The organism is Streptomyces fradiae (assembly GCF_041270065.1).
In the GTDB taxonomy this organism is placed as follows: Bacteria; Actinomycetota; Actinomycetes; order Streptomycetales; family Streptomycetaceae; genus Streptomyces.
In genome coordinates this window covers 1,479,597-1,496,711 of sequence record NZ_CP065958.1, presented here as the reverse complement: position 1 = coordinate 1,496,711, position 17,115 = coordinate 1,479,597, and the positions used below count along the sequence as shown (strand labels likewise).

Sequence of the window (17,115 nt, the reverse complement as noted above, 5' to 3'; positions counted from 1 at the left end):
GTACCGGGGAGGGTGACCGGCCTCTTCGTCCCTCCGTGGAGGTGTGCCGGATGACCAGTACGGTCCCCGCGTCCTTGTCCCGTGCCAACGGCAGCTCCGCGCTGCAGGCGGTCTTCCTCGACATGGACGGCACCCTCGTCGACACCGAGGGCTTCTGGTGGGACGCGGAGGTGGAGGTCTTCGCGGACCTCGGGCACCGGCTCGACGAGTCCTGGCGGGACATCGTGGTCGGCGGCCCCATGACCCGCAGCGCCGGCTATCTGATCGAGGCCACCGGGGCCGACATCACCCTGGCCGAGCTCACCGTGCTGCTCAACGAGAAGTTCGAGCAGCGCATCGACCGGGGTGTCCCGCTGATGCCCGGCGCCGACCGGCTGCTCACCGAGCTGGCCCGGCACAACATCCCCACCGCCCTGGTCTCCGCCTCGCACCGGCGGATCATCGACCGGGTGCTCGGCTCGCTCGGCCGCGACCGCTTCGCGCTGACCGTCGCGGGCGACGAGGTGGCCCGTACCAAGCCGCACCCGGAGCCGTATCTGACCGCCGCCCGCGGGGTGGGCGCCGACCCCCTGCTGTGCGCCGTTGTCGAGGACACCGCGACCGGAGTCGCGGCCGCCGAGGCGGCCGGCTGCCGGGTCGTCGCCGTGCCCTCCGTCGCCCCCATCGCGCCCTCCGCGGGCCGGGTCGTGGTGCGCTCCCTGGAAGAGGTCGACGTGCCTTTCCTGCGCACCCTGATCACCTCCCGGAGCGCCGCGCCGCACGGAATCCGAGCAGGATCCGGGCAGTAACCGGGCAGGATCTGAGCCACCCCGCTTCGCGTCCGGAAACGAACAGGCCATCCGCCGGAAAGAACCCTGCGTGAGCTTCGTCACGCAGAGTGCCGACCGGCGGGTGGCCTGTCTGCGTGCGGTGTCCGGAAACCGGCGGTTACACCCCGCTCTTGTGTCCCGATTCGCCCAGCCGCGTACGAATCATTCCCCTGCATGACTATCGAACGCACCGTATTCATGATCGCCCCCGGGTGACGGCCGCGATTGCTTCCGTCCAGTAACCCCGGCGCCGCCCACTACGCTTTCGCGAGTACTCCGCCGCACCCCACCGCGTGCCCCGGCGCCCACCCAAGTCGCCGCGTCCACAGGCCCGATCGCACCCCCATCCCGGCCCGATCGCCACCGCCCCGACCGGGCGGCCGACGGAGTGCCCGAAAGCCGCTGTACCACTGCCGGCCGACACCCCGTGCCGGATGAGGAGAACGTCCCAGATGAACCGCAAGACCCTGGTGCTGCCCGCCGTGGCCGCCCTGCTCACCCCCCTGCTCGCCGGCTGCGGCGGAGGGGACGACAGCAGAGCCATCGTCGTCGGCACCACGGACCGGTTCGAAGCCACCGAGGACGCCCCCGCCCCGCTCGACCCGGCCTTCGCCTACGACACCGGCGCCTGGAACATCCTGCGGCAGACCCTTCAGACCCTGATGCACGTCCCGCGCGGCGGCGGTGCGCCGGTCCCCGAGGCCGCCCAGAGCTGCGGCTTCTCCGACAAGGAGAGCGAGAGCTACCGCTGCAAGCTGCGCGAGGGCCTCACCTTCGCCGACGGCACCCCGGTCACCGCCGCGGACGTCAAGTTCTCCGTCGAGCGCGTGCTCGCCATCAAGTCCGACAACGGCACGGCCGCCCTGCTCTCCAACATCGACACCGTGGAGACCCGGGGCGAGCTCGAGGTGATCTTCCACCTCAAGACGCCCGACGCCACCTTCCCGTACAAGCTCTCCACCCCCGTCGCCGGCATCCTCAGCAAGGCCAAGTACGACGGCAAGGCGCTGCGCGCCGGCTTCGACGTGGACGGCTCCGGCCCGTACACCCTGAAGACCGAGGTCTCCGGCGACGCGGTGACCAAATTCGTCTTCACCAAGAACCCGAAGTACCAGGGCGACATCACCCTGCGCAACGACAAGGTCGAACTGCGCTCCTTCGCCGACGCCGCCGCCATGGACAAGGCGCTGCGCGCCGACGACATCGACATGGCCGCCCGCGCCATGTCGCAGCCCCAGATCAAGGACCTCACCGAGAAGCCCCAGGAGGGCATCAACCTCACCGAGGTCCCCGGCCTGGAGATCCGCTACCTCGGCTTCAACACCAAGGCCCCGGCCGTCAAGGAGAAGGCCGTCCGGCAGGCCATGGCCTCCGTCGTCGACCGCGGCAAGCTGATCGAGCAGGTCTACGGCCCCACCGCCCAGCCGCTGTACTCGCTGATCCCCTCCAGCGTCACCGGCCACGCCACCTCGTTCATCGACACCTACGGCGAGCCCGACGCGGCCAAGGCGGCCAAGCTGCTGCGCGACGCCGGCGTGAAGACGCCCGTCCCGGTCACCCTCAACTACACCACCGACCACTACGGCAGCGAGACGGCCGAGGAGTTCGAGGCGCTCGGCGCCCAGCTCAACGCCTCCAAGCTGTTCGACGCCAAGATCAAGGGCACCGAGTGGTCCAAGTTCCGCCCGGCGCAGAAGCGCGGCGACTACGCCGTCTACGGCCTCGGCTGGTTCCCCGACTACCCGGACCCGGACAATTACATCGCGCCGTTCCTGGACAGCGACAACTTCCTCAACACCCCCTACGTCAACCAGTCCGTCCGTGACCGGCTGATCCCGCAGTCGCGCCGCCAGGCCGACCGCACCGCCGCGACCCCGGTCTTCGAGCAGATCCAGAAGATCGTCGCCAAGGACGTCCCGGTGCTGCCGCTGTGGCAGGGCAAGCAGTACGTCGCCGCCCGCGACGACGTCACCGGCGTCGAATGGGCGCTGAACACCTCCTCCGACCTGCTCCTGTGGGAGCTCGGCCGCGGCACCGCCTGACCCCTTCGTTGTACCGGCCGCGCACTGCCCGCGCGGCCGGCCTGGCAAGAGATCAAGAGGCAAGTTCTGTGAAGGCACACAACAAGTGGCTGACCGCCCCGCTCGCCGCGGGCCTGGCCGCGACCCTGCTCAGCGGCTGCGGCACCGAACAGGGCGAAGGCTCCGGTAACGCCGGACCGACCGTCCGGGTCGGCATGTCCGACGAGATTGTCGCGACCGACCCGGCCGGCGGCTACGACCCCGGTTCCTGGCTGCTGTTCAACAACGTCTTCCAGTCCCTGCTCGCCTTCCCCAAGGGCGGCTCCGAGCCCGAGCCCGACGCCGCCGACAAGTGCGCCTTCTCCGGCGGCAGCAAGGTCTACACCTGCACCCTCCGCGAGGGCCTGAAGTTCTCCAACGGCAACCCGCTCACGTCGGAGGACGTCAAGTTCTCCTTCGAGCGCGCCCTGAAGATCGCCGACCCCAACGGCCCGGCCCCGCTGCTCTCCTCGATCGACTCCATCGAGGCCCCCGACGCGAAGACCGTCGTCTTCCGCCTGAAGGTCGCCGACGCCACCTTCCCCAGCAAGATCGCCTCGGGCGCCGGCTCCATCGTCGACCACCGCGAGTACGCCGCCGACGCCCTGCGCACCGACGGCAAGGCGGCCGGCTCCGGCCCGTACAAGCTCGACTCCTTCAGCGACACCGAGGCCGTCTTCACCGCCAACAACAGCTACCAGGGCAACGCCAAGCGCAAGAACGGCGGCGTCACCCTGAAGCTCTACCGCGGCGACCGCGAGGCCCTCGGCAAGGCCCTCTCCGCCGGCGACATCGACGTCGCCTACCGAGGCCTCGCCGCCGACGACATCGCCGCCCTGGAGAACCGGACCGACGCCAAGGGCATCCAGGTCGTCCAGGGCTCCAGCGCCGAGGTCCAGCACCTGGTCTTCAACGTCAAGGACCCGGTCGCCGGCAAGCTCGGCGTCCGCAAGGCCATCGCCCACCTCGTCGACCGCGAGGCGCTCGTCGAGAACGTCTACAAGTCGACCGCGACGCCGCTGTACTCCATCGTCCCGGCCGGCATCGCCGGCCACGCCACCTCGTTCTTCGACACCTACGGCGACCCCGACACCGCCAAGGCGAAGGAGGCGCTGCGCAAGGACGGCGTCAGCGGCAAGGTCAAGCTCACCCTCTGGTCCACCCCGAACCGCTTCGGGCCCTCCACCGACCAGATGATGGAGGCCATAGCCGGCCAGCTCAACGCCAGCGGCCTGTTCGAGGCCAAGGTCCAGTCGGTGCCCTACGAGCAGTACGAGAAGGACATCGACGCCGGCAAGTACGGCGTGTACGTCCGCGGCTGGGTCCCCGACTACCCGGACGCCGACAACTTCACCTCGCCGTTCTTCGGCGACGACAACGTCCTCGGCAACCGCTACAAGAACGCCCTGATCACCGGCGAGCTGCTGCCGGCCGTCGCCGCCTCGCCCGACCGGTCCCAGACCGGCTCCACCTACAACAAGGTCCAGGACCTCGTCGCCGAGGAGCTCCCGCTCCTTCCGCTGTGGCAGGGCAAGCAGTACGCCGTCGCCCGCGAGGGCGTCACCGGCCTCGAATGGACCCTGGACGCCTCCACCGTCTTCCGCTTCTGGGAGATCAAGAAGGGCTGACCAGGCCTCCGGTACGGATCAGGTCTCCGGTACGGATCAGGCCTCCGGTACGGCGAAGGGCCCGGCGTGCGACGCGCGCGCCGGGCCCTTCCGCGTACCGCCTCGGGGGAGGCGGACTGCGCGGTCACTGCGCGCCGGGACGCACCAGACCGCTCTCGTACGCGTACACCGCGGCCTGCACCCGGTCGCGCAGGCCCAGCTTGGTCAGCACATGCCCGACATGGGTCTTCACCGTCGTCTCGCTGACGAACAGATCCGCCGCGATCTCCGCGTTCGACAGCCCGCGCGCCACCAGCTTCAGCACCTCGACCTCGCGGTCGGTCAGCGTGTTCAGCGTGTCCGGCACCTGCTCCTCGCCCGAGGGCAGATGCGCCGAGTACTTGTCGAGCAGCCGCCGGGTGATCGACGGCGCCAGCATCGCCTCGCCCGCCGCCACCACCCGGATCGCCTGCACCAGCTCGGTCGCCGGCGCGTCCTTCAGGAGGAAGCCGCTCGCCCCCGCCTTCAGCGCCTCCACCACGTACTCGTCGAGGTCGAAGGTGGTCAGCACAAGGACCTTCGCCGGGCCGTCCCGGCCCGGGCCGGTGATCTGCCGGGTCGCCTCCACCCCGTCCATCCGCGGCATCCGGATGTCCATCAGCACCACATCGGGCTGCAACGCCCGCACCTGGTCGAGAGCCTGGAGACCGTCCCCGGCCTCACCCACCACCGCGATGTCCTGCTCGGCCTCCAGGATCATCCGGAAACCGGTGCGCAGCAGCGGCTGGTCGTCGACCAGTAGGACGCGGATAGCCACGGACAACTCCTTCACGGGGTGGGCTGGACCTGATCCATTCTGCCCTGGGTCTACGCGCCGGACTCCGGCGGGCGCGCGGGCACCAGCGGCAGCGGATACACCGGGGGAGTGCCGCCGAACTCCGGGCACACCGCCTGGTGATCGCACCAGCCGCACAGCTTCGTCGGCCGGGGCCGCCAGTCGCCCGACTCCGTCGCCAGCCGGATCGCCTCCCACAGCGCGTGCAGCTTGCGCTCCACCCGTAGCAGATCGGCCTCCACCGGGTCGTACGTCAGCACGTCACCGCTGCCCAGATACACCAGCTGCAGCCGGCGCGGCACCACGTTCTTCAGCCGCCAGACCACCAGCGCGTAGAACTTCATCTGGAACAGCGCGCCCTCGCTGTACTCGGGGCGGGGCGCCTTGCCCGTCTTGTAGTCGACGATCCGCACCTCGCCCGTCGGCGCCACGTCCACCCGGTCGATCACCCCGCGCAGCCGCAGCCCCGAGGCCAGCTCCGTCTCCACGAACAGCTCGCGCTCGGCCGGCTCCAGACGCGTCGGATCCTCAAGCGTGAACCACCGCTCGACCAGCGACTCCGCCTCCGTCAGCCACTGCGCGAGCCGCTCGCCCTCGGCGTCCCCCTCGAACAGCTCGCCCAACTCAGGGCGCGAGGCCAGCAGCCGGTCCCACTGCCCCGGCACCAGCGCCTTCGCACGCGGCGCCGTCCGCTCCACCGCCGGCGCGTCGAACAGCCGCTCAAGCACCGCGTGCACCAGCGTCCCCCGGGTCGCCGCCGCACTCGGCTTCTCCGGCAGCCGGTCGATCACCCGGAACCGGTAGAGCAGGGGGCACTGCATGAAGTCGCTCGCCCGCGACGGCGACAACGACATGGGGGCCCGGGCCTCCACCGCCGCCACGGGCGGCTGCTCGCTCGTACTCATGACACAGACCCTACGGCCCGCCACTGACAGCGAGCGCCGCCCCGACCGCTCCCGCTCCGGGCCCCGATCACGTCGCCCCCGATCACCTCGCCCCTGATCCCGTCCACAGGCGCGCGCGGAATACCATCGACGCAGGCCCCGTCGCACTGCATGATCGAACCGTGACCGAGTGCGCGGGCCCGAAGGCCCGGCGACGAAAGGAACCCGTGAACCAGGACGAGTCCAAGCCGCAGCGGACCGAGGAGCCGGGCGGCGGCATCCTGATGGGCCGCCCCTTCGGCGTGCCCGTCTACGTCGCACCCAGCTGGTTCCTGGTCGCCGCCCTCATCACCTGGGTCTTCGGCGACCAGATCGAACGCGTCCTGCCCGAACTCGGCGCCGCCCGCTATCTGGTCTCCCTGTTCTTCGCCATCGCCTTCTACGCCTCCGTGCTCGTCCACGAACTGGCGCACACCCTCGCCGCGCTCCGCTTCAAGCTCCCCGTGCGCCGCATCCAGCTCCAGTTCTTCGGCGGCGTCTCCGAGATCGACAAGGAGACCGAGACCCCCGGCCGCGAATTCGTCCTCGCCTTCGTCGGCCCGCTGCTCTCCCTCGTCCTCGCCGGCGTCTTCTACGCCAGCCTGTACGCCGTCGAGCCCGGCACCGTCCCCGCCGTCCTGCTCGGCGGCCTGATGATCTCCAACCTGATCGTCGCGATCTTCAACCTGCTGCCCGGCCTGCCCCTCGACGGCGGCCGGATGTTCCGCGCCGTCATCTGGAAGCTCACCGGCAACCCCATGACCGGCACCGTCGCCGCCGCCTGGGTCGGCCGCGCGCTCGCCGTCACCGTCCTCATCGGACTGCCCCTGCTCACCCGCACCGGCCTCCTCGGCAACTCCACCGACGACATCAGCGGCTTCACCACCGTCACCGACGCCCTGCTCGCCGCGATCCTCGCCGCCATCATCTGGACCGGCGCCGGCAACAGCCTGCGCATGGCCCGGCTCCGCGAACACCTCCCCGAGCTGCGCGCCCGCACCCTCACCCGCCGCGCCATCCCCGTCGAGACCGCCACCCCGCTCTCCGAGGCCCTGCGCCGCGCCAACGAGGCCGGCGCCCGCGCCCTCGTCGTCGTCGACGGCCAGGGCGCCCCCACCGGCATCGTCCGCGAGACCGCCATCGCCTCCGTCCCCCAGCACCGCCGCCCCTGGGTCGCCGTCAGCGCCCTCGCCCAGGACCTCGCCGACGGCATGCGGGTCCCCGCCGACCTCGCCGGCCAGCCCCTCCTCGACCACCTCCGCGCCAGCCCCGCCACCGAGTACCTGGTCGTCGAGGAAGGCGGCGAGATCTACGGCGTACTGTCCACCGCCGACGTGGAGCGGGCCTTCGTCAAGGCCATGGCACGACCCTCCTCGTAACACCGGTACCCTGTTCACATGTCCGAACCGACCGGTGCCGCCCGCCGTCGCGGGCCCTTCAAGGTCGGGGACCAGGTCCAGCTCACCGACCCCAAGGGACGCCACTACACGTTCACGCTCGAGGCCGGGAAGAACTTCCACACCCACAAGGGGTCCTTCCCGCACGACGAGCTGATCGGTGCTCCCGAGGGCAGTGTTGTCCGTACCACGGGAAACGTCGCCTACCTGGCGCTGCGCCCCCTGCTCCCCGACTACGTCCTGTCCATGCCCCGCGGCGCCGCCGTGGTCTACCCCAAGGACGCGGGGCAGATCCTGGCCTTCGCCGACATCTTCCCCGGCGCCCGCGTCGTCGAGGCGGGTGTGGGCTCCGGCTCGCTCAGCGCCTTCCTGCTGCGCGCCATCGGGGACAGCGGCATGCTGCACTCCTACGAGCGCCGCGAGGACTTCGCCGAGATCGCCAAGGGCAACGTCGAGCGCTACTTCGGCGGCCCGCACCCCGCGTGGCAGCTGACCGTCGGCGACCTCCAGGACAACCTGTCCGACACCGAGGTCGACCGCGTCATCCTCGACATGCTCGCCCCCTGGGAATGCCTGGAAGCCGTCTCCAAGGCCCTCGTCCCCGGCGGCATCCTGTGCTGCTACGTGGCCACCACCACACAGCTCGCCCGCACCGTGGAGTCCATCCGCGAGTTCGGCTGCTACGCCGAGCCGCAGCCCTGGGAGTCCATGATCCGCAACTGGCACGTCGAGGGTCTGGCCGTGCGCCCCGACCACCGCATGATCGGCCACACCGGATTCCTGGTCACCGCCCGCAGGCTCGCCGACGGCGTGGAGCCCCCGATGCGCCGCCGCCGCCCCGCCAAGGGCGCCTACGGCGAGGACTACGAGGGCCCCAACAAGGGCTGACGCCCCCACAACGCGCGCGTGCCGCCGTCGAGTTCCCGCCCCCGGGCGCCGGAAACCGACGGCGGCACCTTCATGAGCGCCGCACGACCGGAGGGCCGCACCCCGCCTGTTCCACCGCACTGTGACGTGTGGCACGATGCCGGTCACCGTACGAACTCCTTCCGCACCACCTCACAGGAGACGCCCCGCGTGCAGACCTCCGCCGTCCCGGACCTCGCGCACACCCACGCCCGGCCGGTGCACTGGCTGGCCACCGCCGCCGCCATGGCCGGAGTCGTCGCCCTCGCCGGACTGCTGCAGCCCGACCCGGCCGGAGCCAGCGCCGCGCCCCCCGCACCGCTGCCCGCCCCCGACGCCGCGACGGCCCACTACCCGCTCGCCTGCGGGGGAGCGCCCAGCACCGTCGCCCGCAAGGCCAGCGGCGACCTCGACGGCGACGGAAACCCGGAGACCGTCGCAGTCGTACACTGCGAAGCCGGCTCCGGCACACCGCCCAGCGGCATCTACGTCCTCACCCGCGGCAAGGGCGCCGGCGCCCCCGCCGCCCGCGTCGTGGCGACCCTCGTCGAACCCTCGCAGCTGAAGAACGTCGGCGACCTCGCCGTACGCGACGGGGCCGTCCACGCGACCCTGCTCGGCTACTCCTCCCCGGACGTCCCGAGCTGCTGCCCCGACGAACGCGAGCAGGTGAACTGGCGCTGGCGGGGCGGCGCCTTCGTGCGCAGCGCCCAGGACCCGGCCCGCGCCGTCTGACCGGCCGGACCATGCGGCCGGACCACGCGCCGGACCCCCCTCAGCAGCGGTCCGGCATCGCACGGTCACCCAGCGGTCACTCCGCGTCGGGCCCGTACACCTCGACGCCGTCCGCCGCCCGCCGCACATGAATGCAGTCGCCCGGACACTCCTTCGCCGAGTCCACCACGTCCTGCAGCAGCGGCAGCGGCACCGGAGTCGTCGCACCCGGCTCCTGGAGCAGCTCGTCGTCCGGGCTCTTCACATAAGCGAGCCCGTCGATGTCGAGCTCGAACACCTCGGGGGCGTACTGCGCGCAGATCCCGTCCCCGGTGCACAGGTCCTGATCGATCCAGACCTCCAGCGCCTCCCGGGCGCCCGTCGCCGGGGTCTCCTGCTGCACGGTCATGTCGCCTGCCGTTTCCGCGTCGATTCGCTAAGTCCGGTCAAGCCTGACGGGTGTTGACCACCCACGACGATACAACCGGGCGCTTTTGCAATGACCCCCGGTGGGTATTCCCCTGGCGTGAGGGGAAGCGCAAGGGTGAAGATCGGACACACCCCGGAGTCTTTTTGATCTAGGGGTTTCAATCATCACCCACCCAGGTAGGGTCAGGAAGCGTCCAGCTCCCCTTGGAGGAGGTGAGGACCGTGGCAGCCCACGACGACGACATCAACCGCGGCATCCGGCCCGGGCGGGGGTCTGACGACCCCGCCGGTCAGGTTGCCTATCTCGAGCAGGAAATCGCCGTCCTGCGCCGCAAGCTCGCCGACTCTCCGCGTCACACGAGGATTCTCGAGGAGCGGATCGTCGAGCTGCAGACGAACCTGGCCGGCGTGTCCGCTCAGAACGAGCGGCTCGCCAACACCCTCCGTGAGGCCCGCGACCAGATCGTGGCCCTCAAGGAGGAGGTCGACCGGCTCGCCCAGCCGCCGGCCGGCTTCGGTGTCTTCCTGCAGGCCAACGAGGACGACACCTGCGACATCTTCACCGGGGGCCGCAAGCTCCGGGTGAACGTGAGCCCCGGAGTCGAGCTCGACGAGCTCAGGCGGGGCCAGGAAGTCATGCTCAACGAGGCGCTCAACGTGGTCCAGGCCATGGAATTCGAGCGCGCCGGGGACATCGTCACCCTCAAGGAGATCCTCGAGGACGGCGAGCGCGCCCTGGTCATCGGACACACCGACGAGGAACGGGTGGTGCGGCTCGCCGAGCCGCTGCTCGACATCACCATCCGCCCCGGCGACGCCCTGCTCCTGGAGCCCCGGTCGGGATACGTCTACGAGGTCGTCCCGAAGAGCGAGGTCGAGGAACTCGTCCTCGAAGAGGTCCCGGACGTCGACTACGACAAGATCGGCGGTCTGGGCAACCAGATCGAGCTGATCCGCGACGCCGTCGAGCTCCCCTACCTCTACCCGGACCTCTTCAAGGAGCACGAACTGCGGCCCCCGAAGGGCATCCTGCTCTACGGACCGCCCGGCTGCGGCAAGACGCTGATCGCGAAGGCCGTCGCCAACTCCCTTGCCAAGAAGGTCGCCGAGGTGACCGGACAGCCCGCCGGGAAGTCCTACTTCCTCAACATCAAGGGCCCCGAACTCCTCAACAAGTACGTCGGCGAGACCGAGCGGCACATCCGCCTCGTCTTCCAGCGTGCCCGCGAGAAGGCGAGCGAGGGCACCCCCGTCATCGTCTTCTTCGACGAGATGGAATCGCTCTTCCGCACCCGCGGATCCGGCGTCAGCTCGGACGTGGAGAACACCATCGTCCCGCAGCTGCTCGCCGAGATCGACGGCGTGGAAGGCCTGGAGAACGTCATCGTCATCGGCGCCTCCAACCGCGAGGACATGATCGACCCCGCGATCCTGCGGCCCGGCCGGCTCGACGTGAAGATCAAGATCGAGCGCCCCGACGCCGAGGCGGCCAAGGACATCTTCGCGAAGTACCTCACCGCCACCCTCCCGCTGCACTCCGACGACCTCGCCGAGCACAGCGGATCCAAGGAAGCCGCCGCCCACGCAATGATCCAGTCCGTGGTCGAGCAGATGTACGCCGAATCCGAGGAGAACCGCTTCCTCGAGGTCACCTACGCCAACGGCGACAAGGAAGTCCTCTACTTCAAGGACTTCAACTCCGGCGCGATGATCCAGAACATCGTCGACCGGGCCAAGAAGATGGCCATCAAGGCATTCCTCGACCACGACCAGAAGGGCATCCGCGTCTCCCACCTCCTCCAGGCCTGCGTGGACGAGTTCAAGGAGAACGAGGACCTGCCCAACACCACCAACCCGGACGACTGGGCCCGCATCTCCGGAAAGAAGGGCGAGCGGATCGTCTTCATCCGCACCCTCGTCACCGGAAAGCAGGGCGCGGACACCGGCCGCTCCATCGACACGGTGGCCAACACCGGTCAGTACCTGTAGTGACGCGCACCGGCTGCGGATGTCCGGAATTCCGGCATCCGCAGCCGTCGTTTTCCACTCACCGAATCGCATTCGATCTCCCCGACGACGCGCGGCCGCTCTAGGCTCGTGGGTACCGCCGAATCACGCACCGTGCGGGGAGCGGCGCCGGGCAAGGAGGGCCGCATGACCGTACGGCGAGTAATGGGCATCGAGACGGAGTACGGGATCTCCGTCCCCGGGCACCCCAACGCCAATGCCATGCTCACCTCGTCCCAGATCGTCAACGCCTACGCGGCGGCGATGCACCGGGCGCGCCGCGCCCGCTGGGACTTCGAGGAAGAGAATCCGCTGCGGGACGCCCGCGGCTTCGACCTCGCCCGCGAGGCCGCCGACTCCAGCCAGCTCACCGACGAGGACATCGGCCTCGCCAACGTCATCCTCACCAACGGCGCCCGGCTCTACGTGGACCACGCCCACCCCGAGTACAGCGCCCCCGAGGTCACCAACCCCCGCGACGCCGTCCTCTGGGACAAGGCCGGCGAGCGGATCATGGCCGAGGCCGCCGAGCGCGCCGCCCAGCTCCCCGGCGCCCAGCCGATCCACCTCTACAAGAACAACACCGACAACAAGGGCGCGTCCTACGGCACGCACGAGAACTACCTGATGAAGCGGGAGACCCCCTTCTCGGACATCGTGCGCCACCTCACGCCGTTCTTCGTGTCCCGGCAGGTCGTCACCGGCGCCGGCCGGGTCGGCATCGGCCAGGACGGCCGCGACGACGGCTTCCAGATCAGCCAGCGTGCCGACTACTTCGAGGTCGAGGTCGGCCTGGAGACCACCCTCAAGCGCCCCATCATCAACACCCGGGACGAGCCCCACGCGGACGCCGAGAAGTACCGGCGGCTGCACGTGATCATCGGAGACGCCAACCTCTCCGAGATCTCCACCTACCTCAAGCTGGGCACCACCGCGCTGGTGCTCTCCATGATCGAGGACTCCTTCATCACCGTCGACCTCGCCGTCGACCAGCCCGTGCGCACCCTGCACCAGGTCTCCCACGACCCGTCCCTGCAGTTCCTGGTCACGCTGCGCAGCGGCCGGACACTCACCGCGGTCCAACTCCAGATGGAGTACTTCGAGCTGGCCAGGAAGTACGTGGACGAGCGCTACGGCTCCGACGCCGACGAGCAGACCAAGGACGTGCTCACGCGCTGGGAGGACACCCTCAACCGGCTCGAGAACGATCCGATGAGCCTGGCCGGCGAGCTGGACTGGATCGCCAAGCGGGAGCTCATGGAGGGCTACCGCCGGCGCGACGGCCTGGACTGGGACGCCGCCCGGCTGCACCTGGTGGACCTCCAGTACGCGGACGTACGCCCCGAGAAGGGCCTCTACAACCGCCTGGTGGCCCGGGGCCGCATGAAGCGTCTCTTGGACGAGACCGAGGTCGTACGGGCCGAGACGAGCCCTCCGGAGGACACCAGGGCCTACTTCCGCGGCCGCTGCCTGGAGCAGTACGCGGACGACGTGGCCGCGGCCTCCTGGGACTCGGTCATCTTCGATCTCCCCGGCCGCGACTCCCTCCAGCGAGTCCCCACCCTGGAACCCCTCCGGGGTACCCGTAACCACGTCAAGGAACTCCTGGACCGCTGCCGCACGGCCGAGGAACTGGTCCGCGTGCTTTCCGGCAACCAGCGCGGCTGAAATGCCCGGGCACTGGGAATCATGAGACCAGTGCCCGGTCGTTGTGAAAACTGCGGGGCCGATGTCAGTCCCGGCTTGTAGGGTCGGATCTTGTACAGACCCACACGAGCGGGCCGATTCGAGCGGGGTGAGGTTTATGGCGACCAAGGACACCGGCGGCGGACAGCAGAAGGCGACGCGTTCCACCGAGGAGGTCGAGGAGACCACGGCGGAGGCGAGCTCCGACCTCAAGGAACGCCAGGAGAAGCTTTCGGACGACGTGGATTCCGTTCTGGACGAAATCGACGACGTCTTGGAGGAGAACGCTGAGGATTTCGTCAGGTCGTTTGTGCAAAAGGGTGGTCAGTAAGACTGTTTCACCTTCGAATCGAAGGTGAGTGGGGGGTTCATGGTCAATCCGGTGTCGCAAGGCATGAAGCGGTGCTCGCGGTGTCGGCGGGTCCAACCTTCCGAGGCATTCGCTCGTAATCGTGCAATGCGAGACGGATTCCAGGCGTACTGCCGAGAGTGTCAGGCCGCGCACTACAAGGCACGCCAGGAGGCGGCGGGGCGGACGGTACGGGTCAAGGTACCCGTGCCGTCCGGCCACAAGCGGTGTCCTCAGTGTGGAGAGGCCAAGCCCCACTCCGAGTGGGAACCGAACCGGGCCAGCTCGGACGGCTGGGCAAGTTACTGCCGGGAGTGCCGGGCGCAGCGCAATCGGGCCAGCTACTTCAAGCGCAAGTACGGCATCACCGAAGCCGAGCGCGACGAGATGATCGCCGCCCAGGGTGGTGTCTGCGTGATCTGTCAGGAGGGCCCGGCGGAGCATGTGGATCACGATCATCGGACGGGTAAGGTCCGAGGCGTGCTCTGCTTCAGCTGCAACGCGGCGCTGGGGCAACTCAAGGATCGGCCGGACGTCATCAGGCGTGCAGCCGCATATGTGGAAGGAAACCTGTGGAACCCAACACTCGTAGCACAGGGCGTCTGCCGGCGGCCTTCCTGACGCCGGGCTCGTCCTCCTTCATGGACTTCCTGGCCGACCACTCGCCGGAGATGCTCCCGGGCAACCGGAAGCTGCCGGAGGGGATCGTCGAGGCGCCGCACGGTACGACCATCGTCGCCGCCACGTTCCCCGGGGGCGTGGTGCTCGCGGGTGACCGGCGGGCGACCATGGGGAACATGATCGCGCAGCGGGACATCGAGAAGGTGTTCCCGGCCGACGAGTACTCCGCGGTCGGCATCGCCGGCACCGCCGGCCTGGCCGTGGAGATGGTGAAGCTGTTCCAGCTGGAGCTGGAGCACTTCGAGAAGGTGGAGGGCGCGACGCTCTCCCTGGAGGGCAAGGCGAACCGCCTGTCCACGATGATCCGCAGCAACCTCGGCATGGCCATGCAGGGCCTCGCCGTCGTCCCGCTCTTCGCCGGCTGGGACGAGGGCAAGGAGAAGGGCCGGATCTTCTCCTACGACGTCACCGGTGGCCGCTCCGAGGAGCACGGCTACGCCGCCACCGGCTCGGGCTCGATCTTCGCGCGCGGGTCGATGAAGAAGCTCTACCGGGACGACCTGACCGAGCAGCAGGCCACCACCCTCGTCGTCCAGGCGCTGTACGACGCGGCGGACGACGACTCGGCGACCGGCGGCCCGGACCTGGCCCGCAGGATCTTCCCGATCGTCACCGTCATCACCGACGAGGGCTTCCGCAGGCTCACGGAGGCGGAGTCCTCCGAGCTGGCCCGGTCGATCACCGAGCGGCGTCTGGAGCAGCCCGACGGGCCGCGCGCCGCCCTGCTCTGACCGCCGTCGTCGACTCCGTAGAAGCCCTTCAGACCGGAAGAAAGGGACGGTAGCCGGTGTCCACGCCGTTCTATGTCTCACCTCAGCAGGCCATGGCCGACCGGGCCGAGTACGCCCGCAAGGGCATCGCCCGCGGCCGCAGCCTCGTCGTCCTCCAGTACGCCGACGGCATCGTCTTCGTCGGCGAGAACCCGTCCCGCGCGCTGCACAAGTTCAGCGAGATCTACGACCGGATCGGCTTCGCCGCCGCCGGCAAGTACAACGAGTACGAGAACCTGCGGATCGGCGGCGTGCGCTACGCCGATCTGCGCGGCTACACCTACGACCGGGACGACGTCACCGCCCGCGGTCTGGCCAACGTCTACGCGCAGACGCTCGGCACCATCTTCTCCAGTGCGGGGGAGAAGCCCTACGAGGTGGAGCTGGTCGTCGCCGAGGTCGGCGGGGAGCCGGAGGGCGACCAGATCTACCGGCTGCCGCACGACGGCTCGATCGTCGACGAGCACGGCTCGGTGGCGGTCGGCGGCAACGCGGAGCAGATCAGCTCCTTCCTGGACCAGCGGCACCGGGACGGGATGTCGCTCGCGGAGGCCCTGAAGCTGGCCGTGCAGGCGCTGTCCCGGGACACCAACGGCGGTGAGCGGGAGATCCCCGCGGAGCGCCTGGAGGTGGCGGTCCTGGACCGCACCCGCCCGCAGCAGCGCAAGTTCAAGCGGATCGTCGGCCGGCAGCTGAAGCGCCTTCTGGAGGCGGACGACGCGGCCGTGGCCAAGACGGACGACCCGTCCGACGAGGCCGAGGAGGCCACGGAGGAGTAGGCCGCGCTGGCACGGGCGAGGGCCCCGGGACCGTACGTACGCGTACGGCTCCGGGGCCCTCGTCGTACGAGCTGGGCGGCGGGCTCAGGCGGCCGGTGCGGGCCCGGTGGAGCCGCGCACGGTGAGAGTGACCGGGAGGTCGCCGCGCTCCGGCTCGCGGCCGTCCAGGACGGCGAGCAGGGCGGCCATGCCGCGTTCGCCGATGCGCTCGGCGGGCAGCGAGACCGTGGTCAGCTCGGGTTCGACGGCGGTGGCGAGGGCGAGGTCGTCGAAGCCGGTCACGGAGAGGTCCTCGGGCACCCGCAGGCCGAGCCGCCGGGCGGCCTTGCAGGCTCCGGCGGCCAGGATGTCGTCGTCGCAGACGATCGCGGTGGGGCGGGGCCCGGGGCCGGAGAGGGCGCGCTCGACGGCTCTGCGGGCTCCCTGGACGTCCAGGGGCGCCCGTACCGGCGTCACCGAGGCGCCGGTAAGCGCGTCGGCGAGGGCGGCGGCGCGGACGTCGAAGGTCCAGGAGGGCACGGCCGAGGCCAGGTGCAGGAAGCGCCGGTGGCCGAGGGCGAGGAGGTGGCGGGCGGCCTGGCGCATGCCGTCGGCGATGTCGAGGTTGACGTGGGCCGCGGCGCCGCCGCCGGCGGGGTCGCTGTCCAGCATGACGAGGGGCAGGTCGGTGGAGCCGAAGGCCTTGAGGGCGTCGGTGGCCATGGAGGAGGCGATGACCCCGTCGAGGGCGGCGCGGGCGGAGGCGAAGGGGTCGCGGGCCGGGCCGACGCCGTCGGGGGAGGGGTAGAGCACCACGCCGAAGCCGTGCCGGGCGGCCACGGTGGCGGCGCCGGTGTAGACGCGGGCGAAGAACTCGTTGGTGAGCGCGGGGACGACGAGGAGCGCGGTCCGGGTGCGGCCGAGGCGCAGGTTGCGGGCGGCGAGGTTGGGGCGGTAGCCGAGTGCGGCGGCGGCCTCGCGGACGGCGGCGGCGGTGGGCTCGGAGACCCGGCCGCGCCATTTGTCGCCGAGCACCAGGGAGACGGTGGCCTGGGAGACCCCGGCCGCCCGGGCGACGTCCCGGCTGGTGGGCCGAGTGGCGGCGGGCTGTTCCGGCGTGTGCACTGGAGCCTCCGGGTCGGGGACGGTCCGGCACGCGGGGTGGACCGGCGTGCTCCCGACAT

General features: G+C 70.2%; 16 protein-coding genes. 12 read left to right on the top strand and 4 right to left on the bottom strand.

Annotated features, from left to right (window positions below):
* Positions 1-50: 50 nt before the first annotated feature.
* The 3 genes from JAO84_RS06650 (at position 51) to JAO84_RS06640 (ending at position 4,497) form a co-directional block, all read left to right on the top strand.
* Entirely contained in the window at positions 51-788 is a 738-nt protein-coding gene (locus tag JAO84_RS06650; protein ID WP_370411275.1) for an HAD family hydrolase, read from the top strand.
* Positions 789-1,261: 473 nt separating this feature from the next.
* A complete protein-coding gene (locus tag JAO84_RS06645; protein WP_265865530.1) occupies positions 1,262-2,851 on the top strand; it encodes an ABC transporter substrate-binding protein in 1,590 nt (529 codons plus the stop codon).
* A gap of 68 nt (positions 2,852-2,919) precedes the next feature.
* On the top strand, positions 2,920-4,497 hold the full coding sequence (locus JAO84_RS06640) for an ABC transporter substrate-binding protein (protein ID WP_370411273.1): 1,578 nt from the start codon (positions 2,920-2,922) through the stop codon (positions 4,495-4,497).
* Between the two features lie 124 nt (positions 4,498-4,621).
* On the opposite strand, the gene JAO84_RS06635 is transcribed toward JAO84_RS06640, so the two are convergent.
* Together JAO84_RS06635 and JAO84_RS06630 are read right to left on the bottom strand one after the other, a co-directional pair.
* Entirely contained in the window at positions 4,622-5,293 is a 672-nt protein-coding gene (locus tag JAO84_RS06635; protein WP_265865528.1) for a response regulator transcription factor, read from the bottom strand.
* 50 nt (positions 5,294-5,343) lie between these two features.
* Positions 5,344-6,216, bottom strand: coding sequence for a PD-(D/E)XK nuclease family protein (locus JAO84_RS06630; protein ID WP_265865527.1), 873 nt, complete (start codon positions 6,214-6,216; stop codon positions 5,344-5,346).
* 206 nt (positions 6,217-6,422) lie between these two features.
* On the opposite strand from JAO84_RS06630, the gene JAO84_RS06625 reads away from it, so the two are divergent.
* From JAO84_RS06625 to JAO84_RS06615, 3 genes are all read left to right on the top strand, one after another.
* Positions 6,423-7,613: a site-2 protease family protein gene (locus tag JAO84_RS06625; protein ID WP_370411271.1), complete on the top strand. Its 1,191-nt coding sequence runs from the start codon at positions 6,423-6,425 to the stop codon at positions 7,611-7,613.
* 18 nt (positions 7,614-7,631) lie between these two features.
* Positions 7,632-8,519 carry a tRNA (adenine-N1)-methyltransferase gene (locus JAO84_RS06620; RefSeq protein ID WP_370411269.1) on the top strand — a complete coding sequence of 296 codons (888 nt, stop codon included), beginning with the start codon at positions 7,632-7,634 and terminating at the stop codon, positions 8,517-8,519.
* A 189-nt stretch (positions 8,520-8,708) separates the two neighbouring features.
* Positions 8,709-9,272 carry a hypothetical protein gene (locus tag JAO84_RS06615; RefSeq protein WP_370411267.1) on the top strand — a complete coding sequence of 188 codons (564 nt, stop codon included), beginning with the start codon at positions 8,709-8,711 and terminating at the stop codon, positions 9,270-9,272.
* A gap of 76 nt (positions 9,273-9,348) precedes the next feature.
* Here JAO84_RS06615 and JAO84_RS06610 read toward each other — a convergent pair whose 3' ends face one another.
* Positions 9,349-9,660, bottom strand: a complete 312-nt coding sequence (locus tag JAO84_RS06610) for a ferredoxin (RefSeq protein WP_370411265.1) — start codon at positions 9,658-9,660, stop codon at positions 9,349-9,351.
* Positions 9,661-9,902: 242 nt separating this feature from the next.
* On the opposite strand from JAO84_RS06610, the gene arc reads away from it, so the two are divergent.
* From arc to prcA, 6 genes are all read left to right on the top strand, one after another.
* Positions 9,903-11,669, top strand: coding sequence for a proteasome ATPase (arc, locus tag JAO84_RS06605; protein WP_370411263.1), 1,767 nt, complete (start codon positions 9,903-9,905; stop codon positions 11,667-11,669).
* 165 nt (positions 11,670-11,834) lie between these two features.
* Positions 11,835-13,355: a depupylase/deamidase Dop gene (dop, locus tag JAO84_RS06600; protein ID WP_370411260.1), complete on the top strand. Its 1,521-nt coding sequence runs from the start codon at positions 11,835-11,837 to the stop codon at positions 13,353-13,355.
* 136 nt (positions 13,356-13,491) lie between these two features.
* Positions 13,492-13,704, top strand: coding sequence for a ubiquitin-like protein Pup (locus JAO84_RS06595; RefSeq protein WP_175439096.1), 213 nt, complete (start codon positions 13,492-13,494; stop codon positions 13,702-13,704).
* A gap of 39 nt (positions 13,705-13,743) precedes the next feature.
* A complete protein-coding gene (locus tag JAO84_RS06590) occupies positions 13,744-14,343 on the top strand; it encodes an endonuclease VII domain-containing protein (protein WP_370411258.1) in 600 nt (199 codons plus the stop codon).
* Complete coding sequence (prcB, locus tag JAO84_RS06585; protein ID WP_370411256.1) at positions 14,295-15,134, top strand: proteasome subunit beta; 840 nt, start codon at positions 14,295-14,297, stop codon at positions 15,132-15,134. Before JAO84_RS06590 ends, prcB begins: the two co-directional genes overlap by 49 nt.
* 56 nt (positions 15,135-15,190) lie before the next feature.
* Entirely contained in the window at positions 15,191-15,952 is a 762-nt protein-coding gene (gene prcA, locus JAO84_RS06580; RefSeq protein ID WP_265865518.1) for a proteasome subunit alpha, read from the top strand.
* Positions 15,953-16,036: 84 nt separating this feature from the next.
* Here the strand turns inward: prcA and JAO84_RS06575 are convergent, their stop codons facing one another.
* Positions 16,037-17,056, bottom strand: a complete 1,020-nt coding sequence (locus JAO84_RS06575; protein ID WP_370411253.1) for a LacI family DNA-binding transcriptional regulator — start codon at positions 17,054-17,056, stop codon at positions 16,037-16,039.
* Positions 17,057-17,115: the final 59 nt, after the last annotated feature.

Bases quoted from the DNA above. Each gene is read 5' to 3' on its own strand.
- JAO84_RS06650 (WP_370411275.1), top strand. From the start codon at position 51: ATGACCAGTACGGTCCCCGCGTCCTTGTCCCGTGCCAACGGCAGCTCC.
- JAO84_RS06590 (WP_370411258.1), top strand. From the start codon at position 13,744: ATGGTCAATCCGGTGTCGCAAGGCATGAAGCGGTGCTCGCGGTGTCGG.
- dop (WP_370411260.1), top strand. From the start codon at position 11,835: ATGACCGTACGGCGAGTAATGGGCATCGAGACGGAGTACGGGATCTCC.
- JAO84_RS06630 (WP_265865527.1), bottom strand. From the start codon at position 6,216: ATGAGTACGAGCGAGCAGCCGCCCGTGGCGGCGGTGGAGGCCCGGGCC.
- JAO84_RS06610 (WP_370411265.1), bottom strand. From the start codon at position 9,660: ATGACCGTGCAGCAGGAGACCCCGGCGACGGGCGCCCGGGAGGCGCTG.
- JAO84_RS06620 (WP_370411269.1), top strand. From the start codon at position 7,632: ATGTCCGAACCGACCGGTGCCGCCCGCCGTCGCGGGCCCTTCAAGGTC.
- JAO84_RS06595 (WP_175439096.1), top strand. From the start codon at position 13,492: ATGGCGACCAAGGACACCGGCGGCGGACAGCAGAAGGCGACGCGTTCC.
- JAO84_RS06645 (WP_265865530.1), top strand. From the start codon at position 1,262: ATGAACCGCAAGACCCTGGTGCTGCCCGCCGTGGCCGCCCTGCTCACC.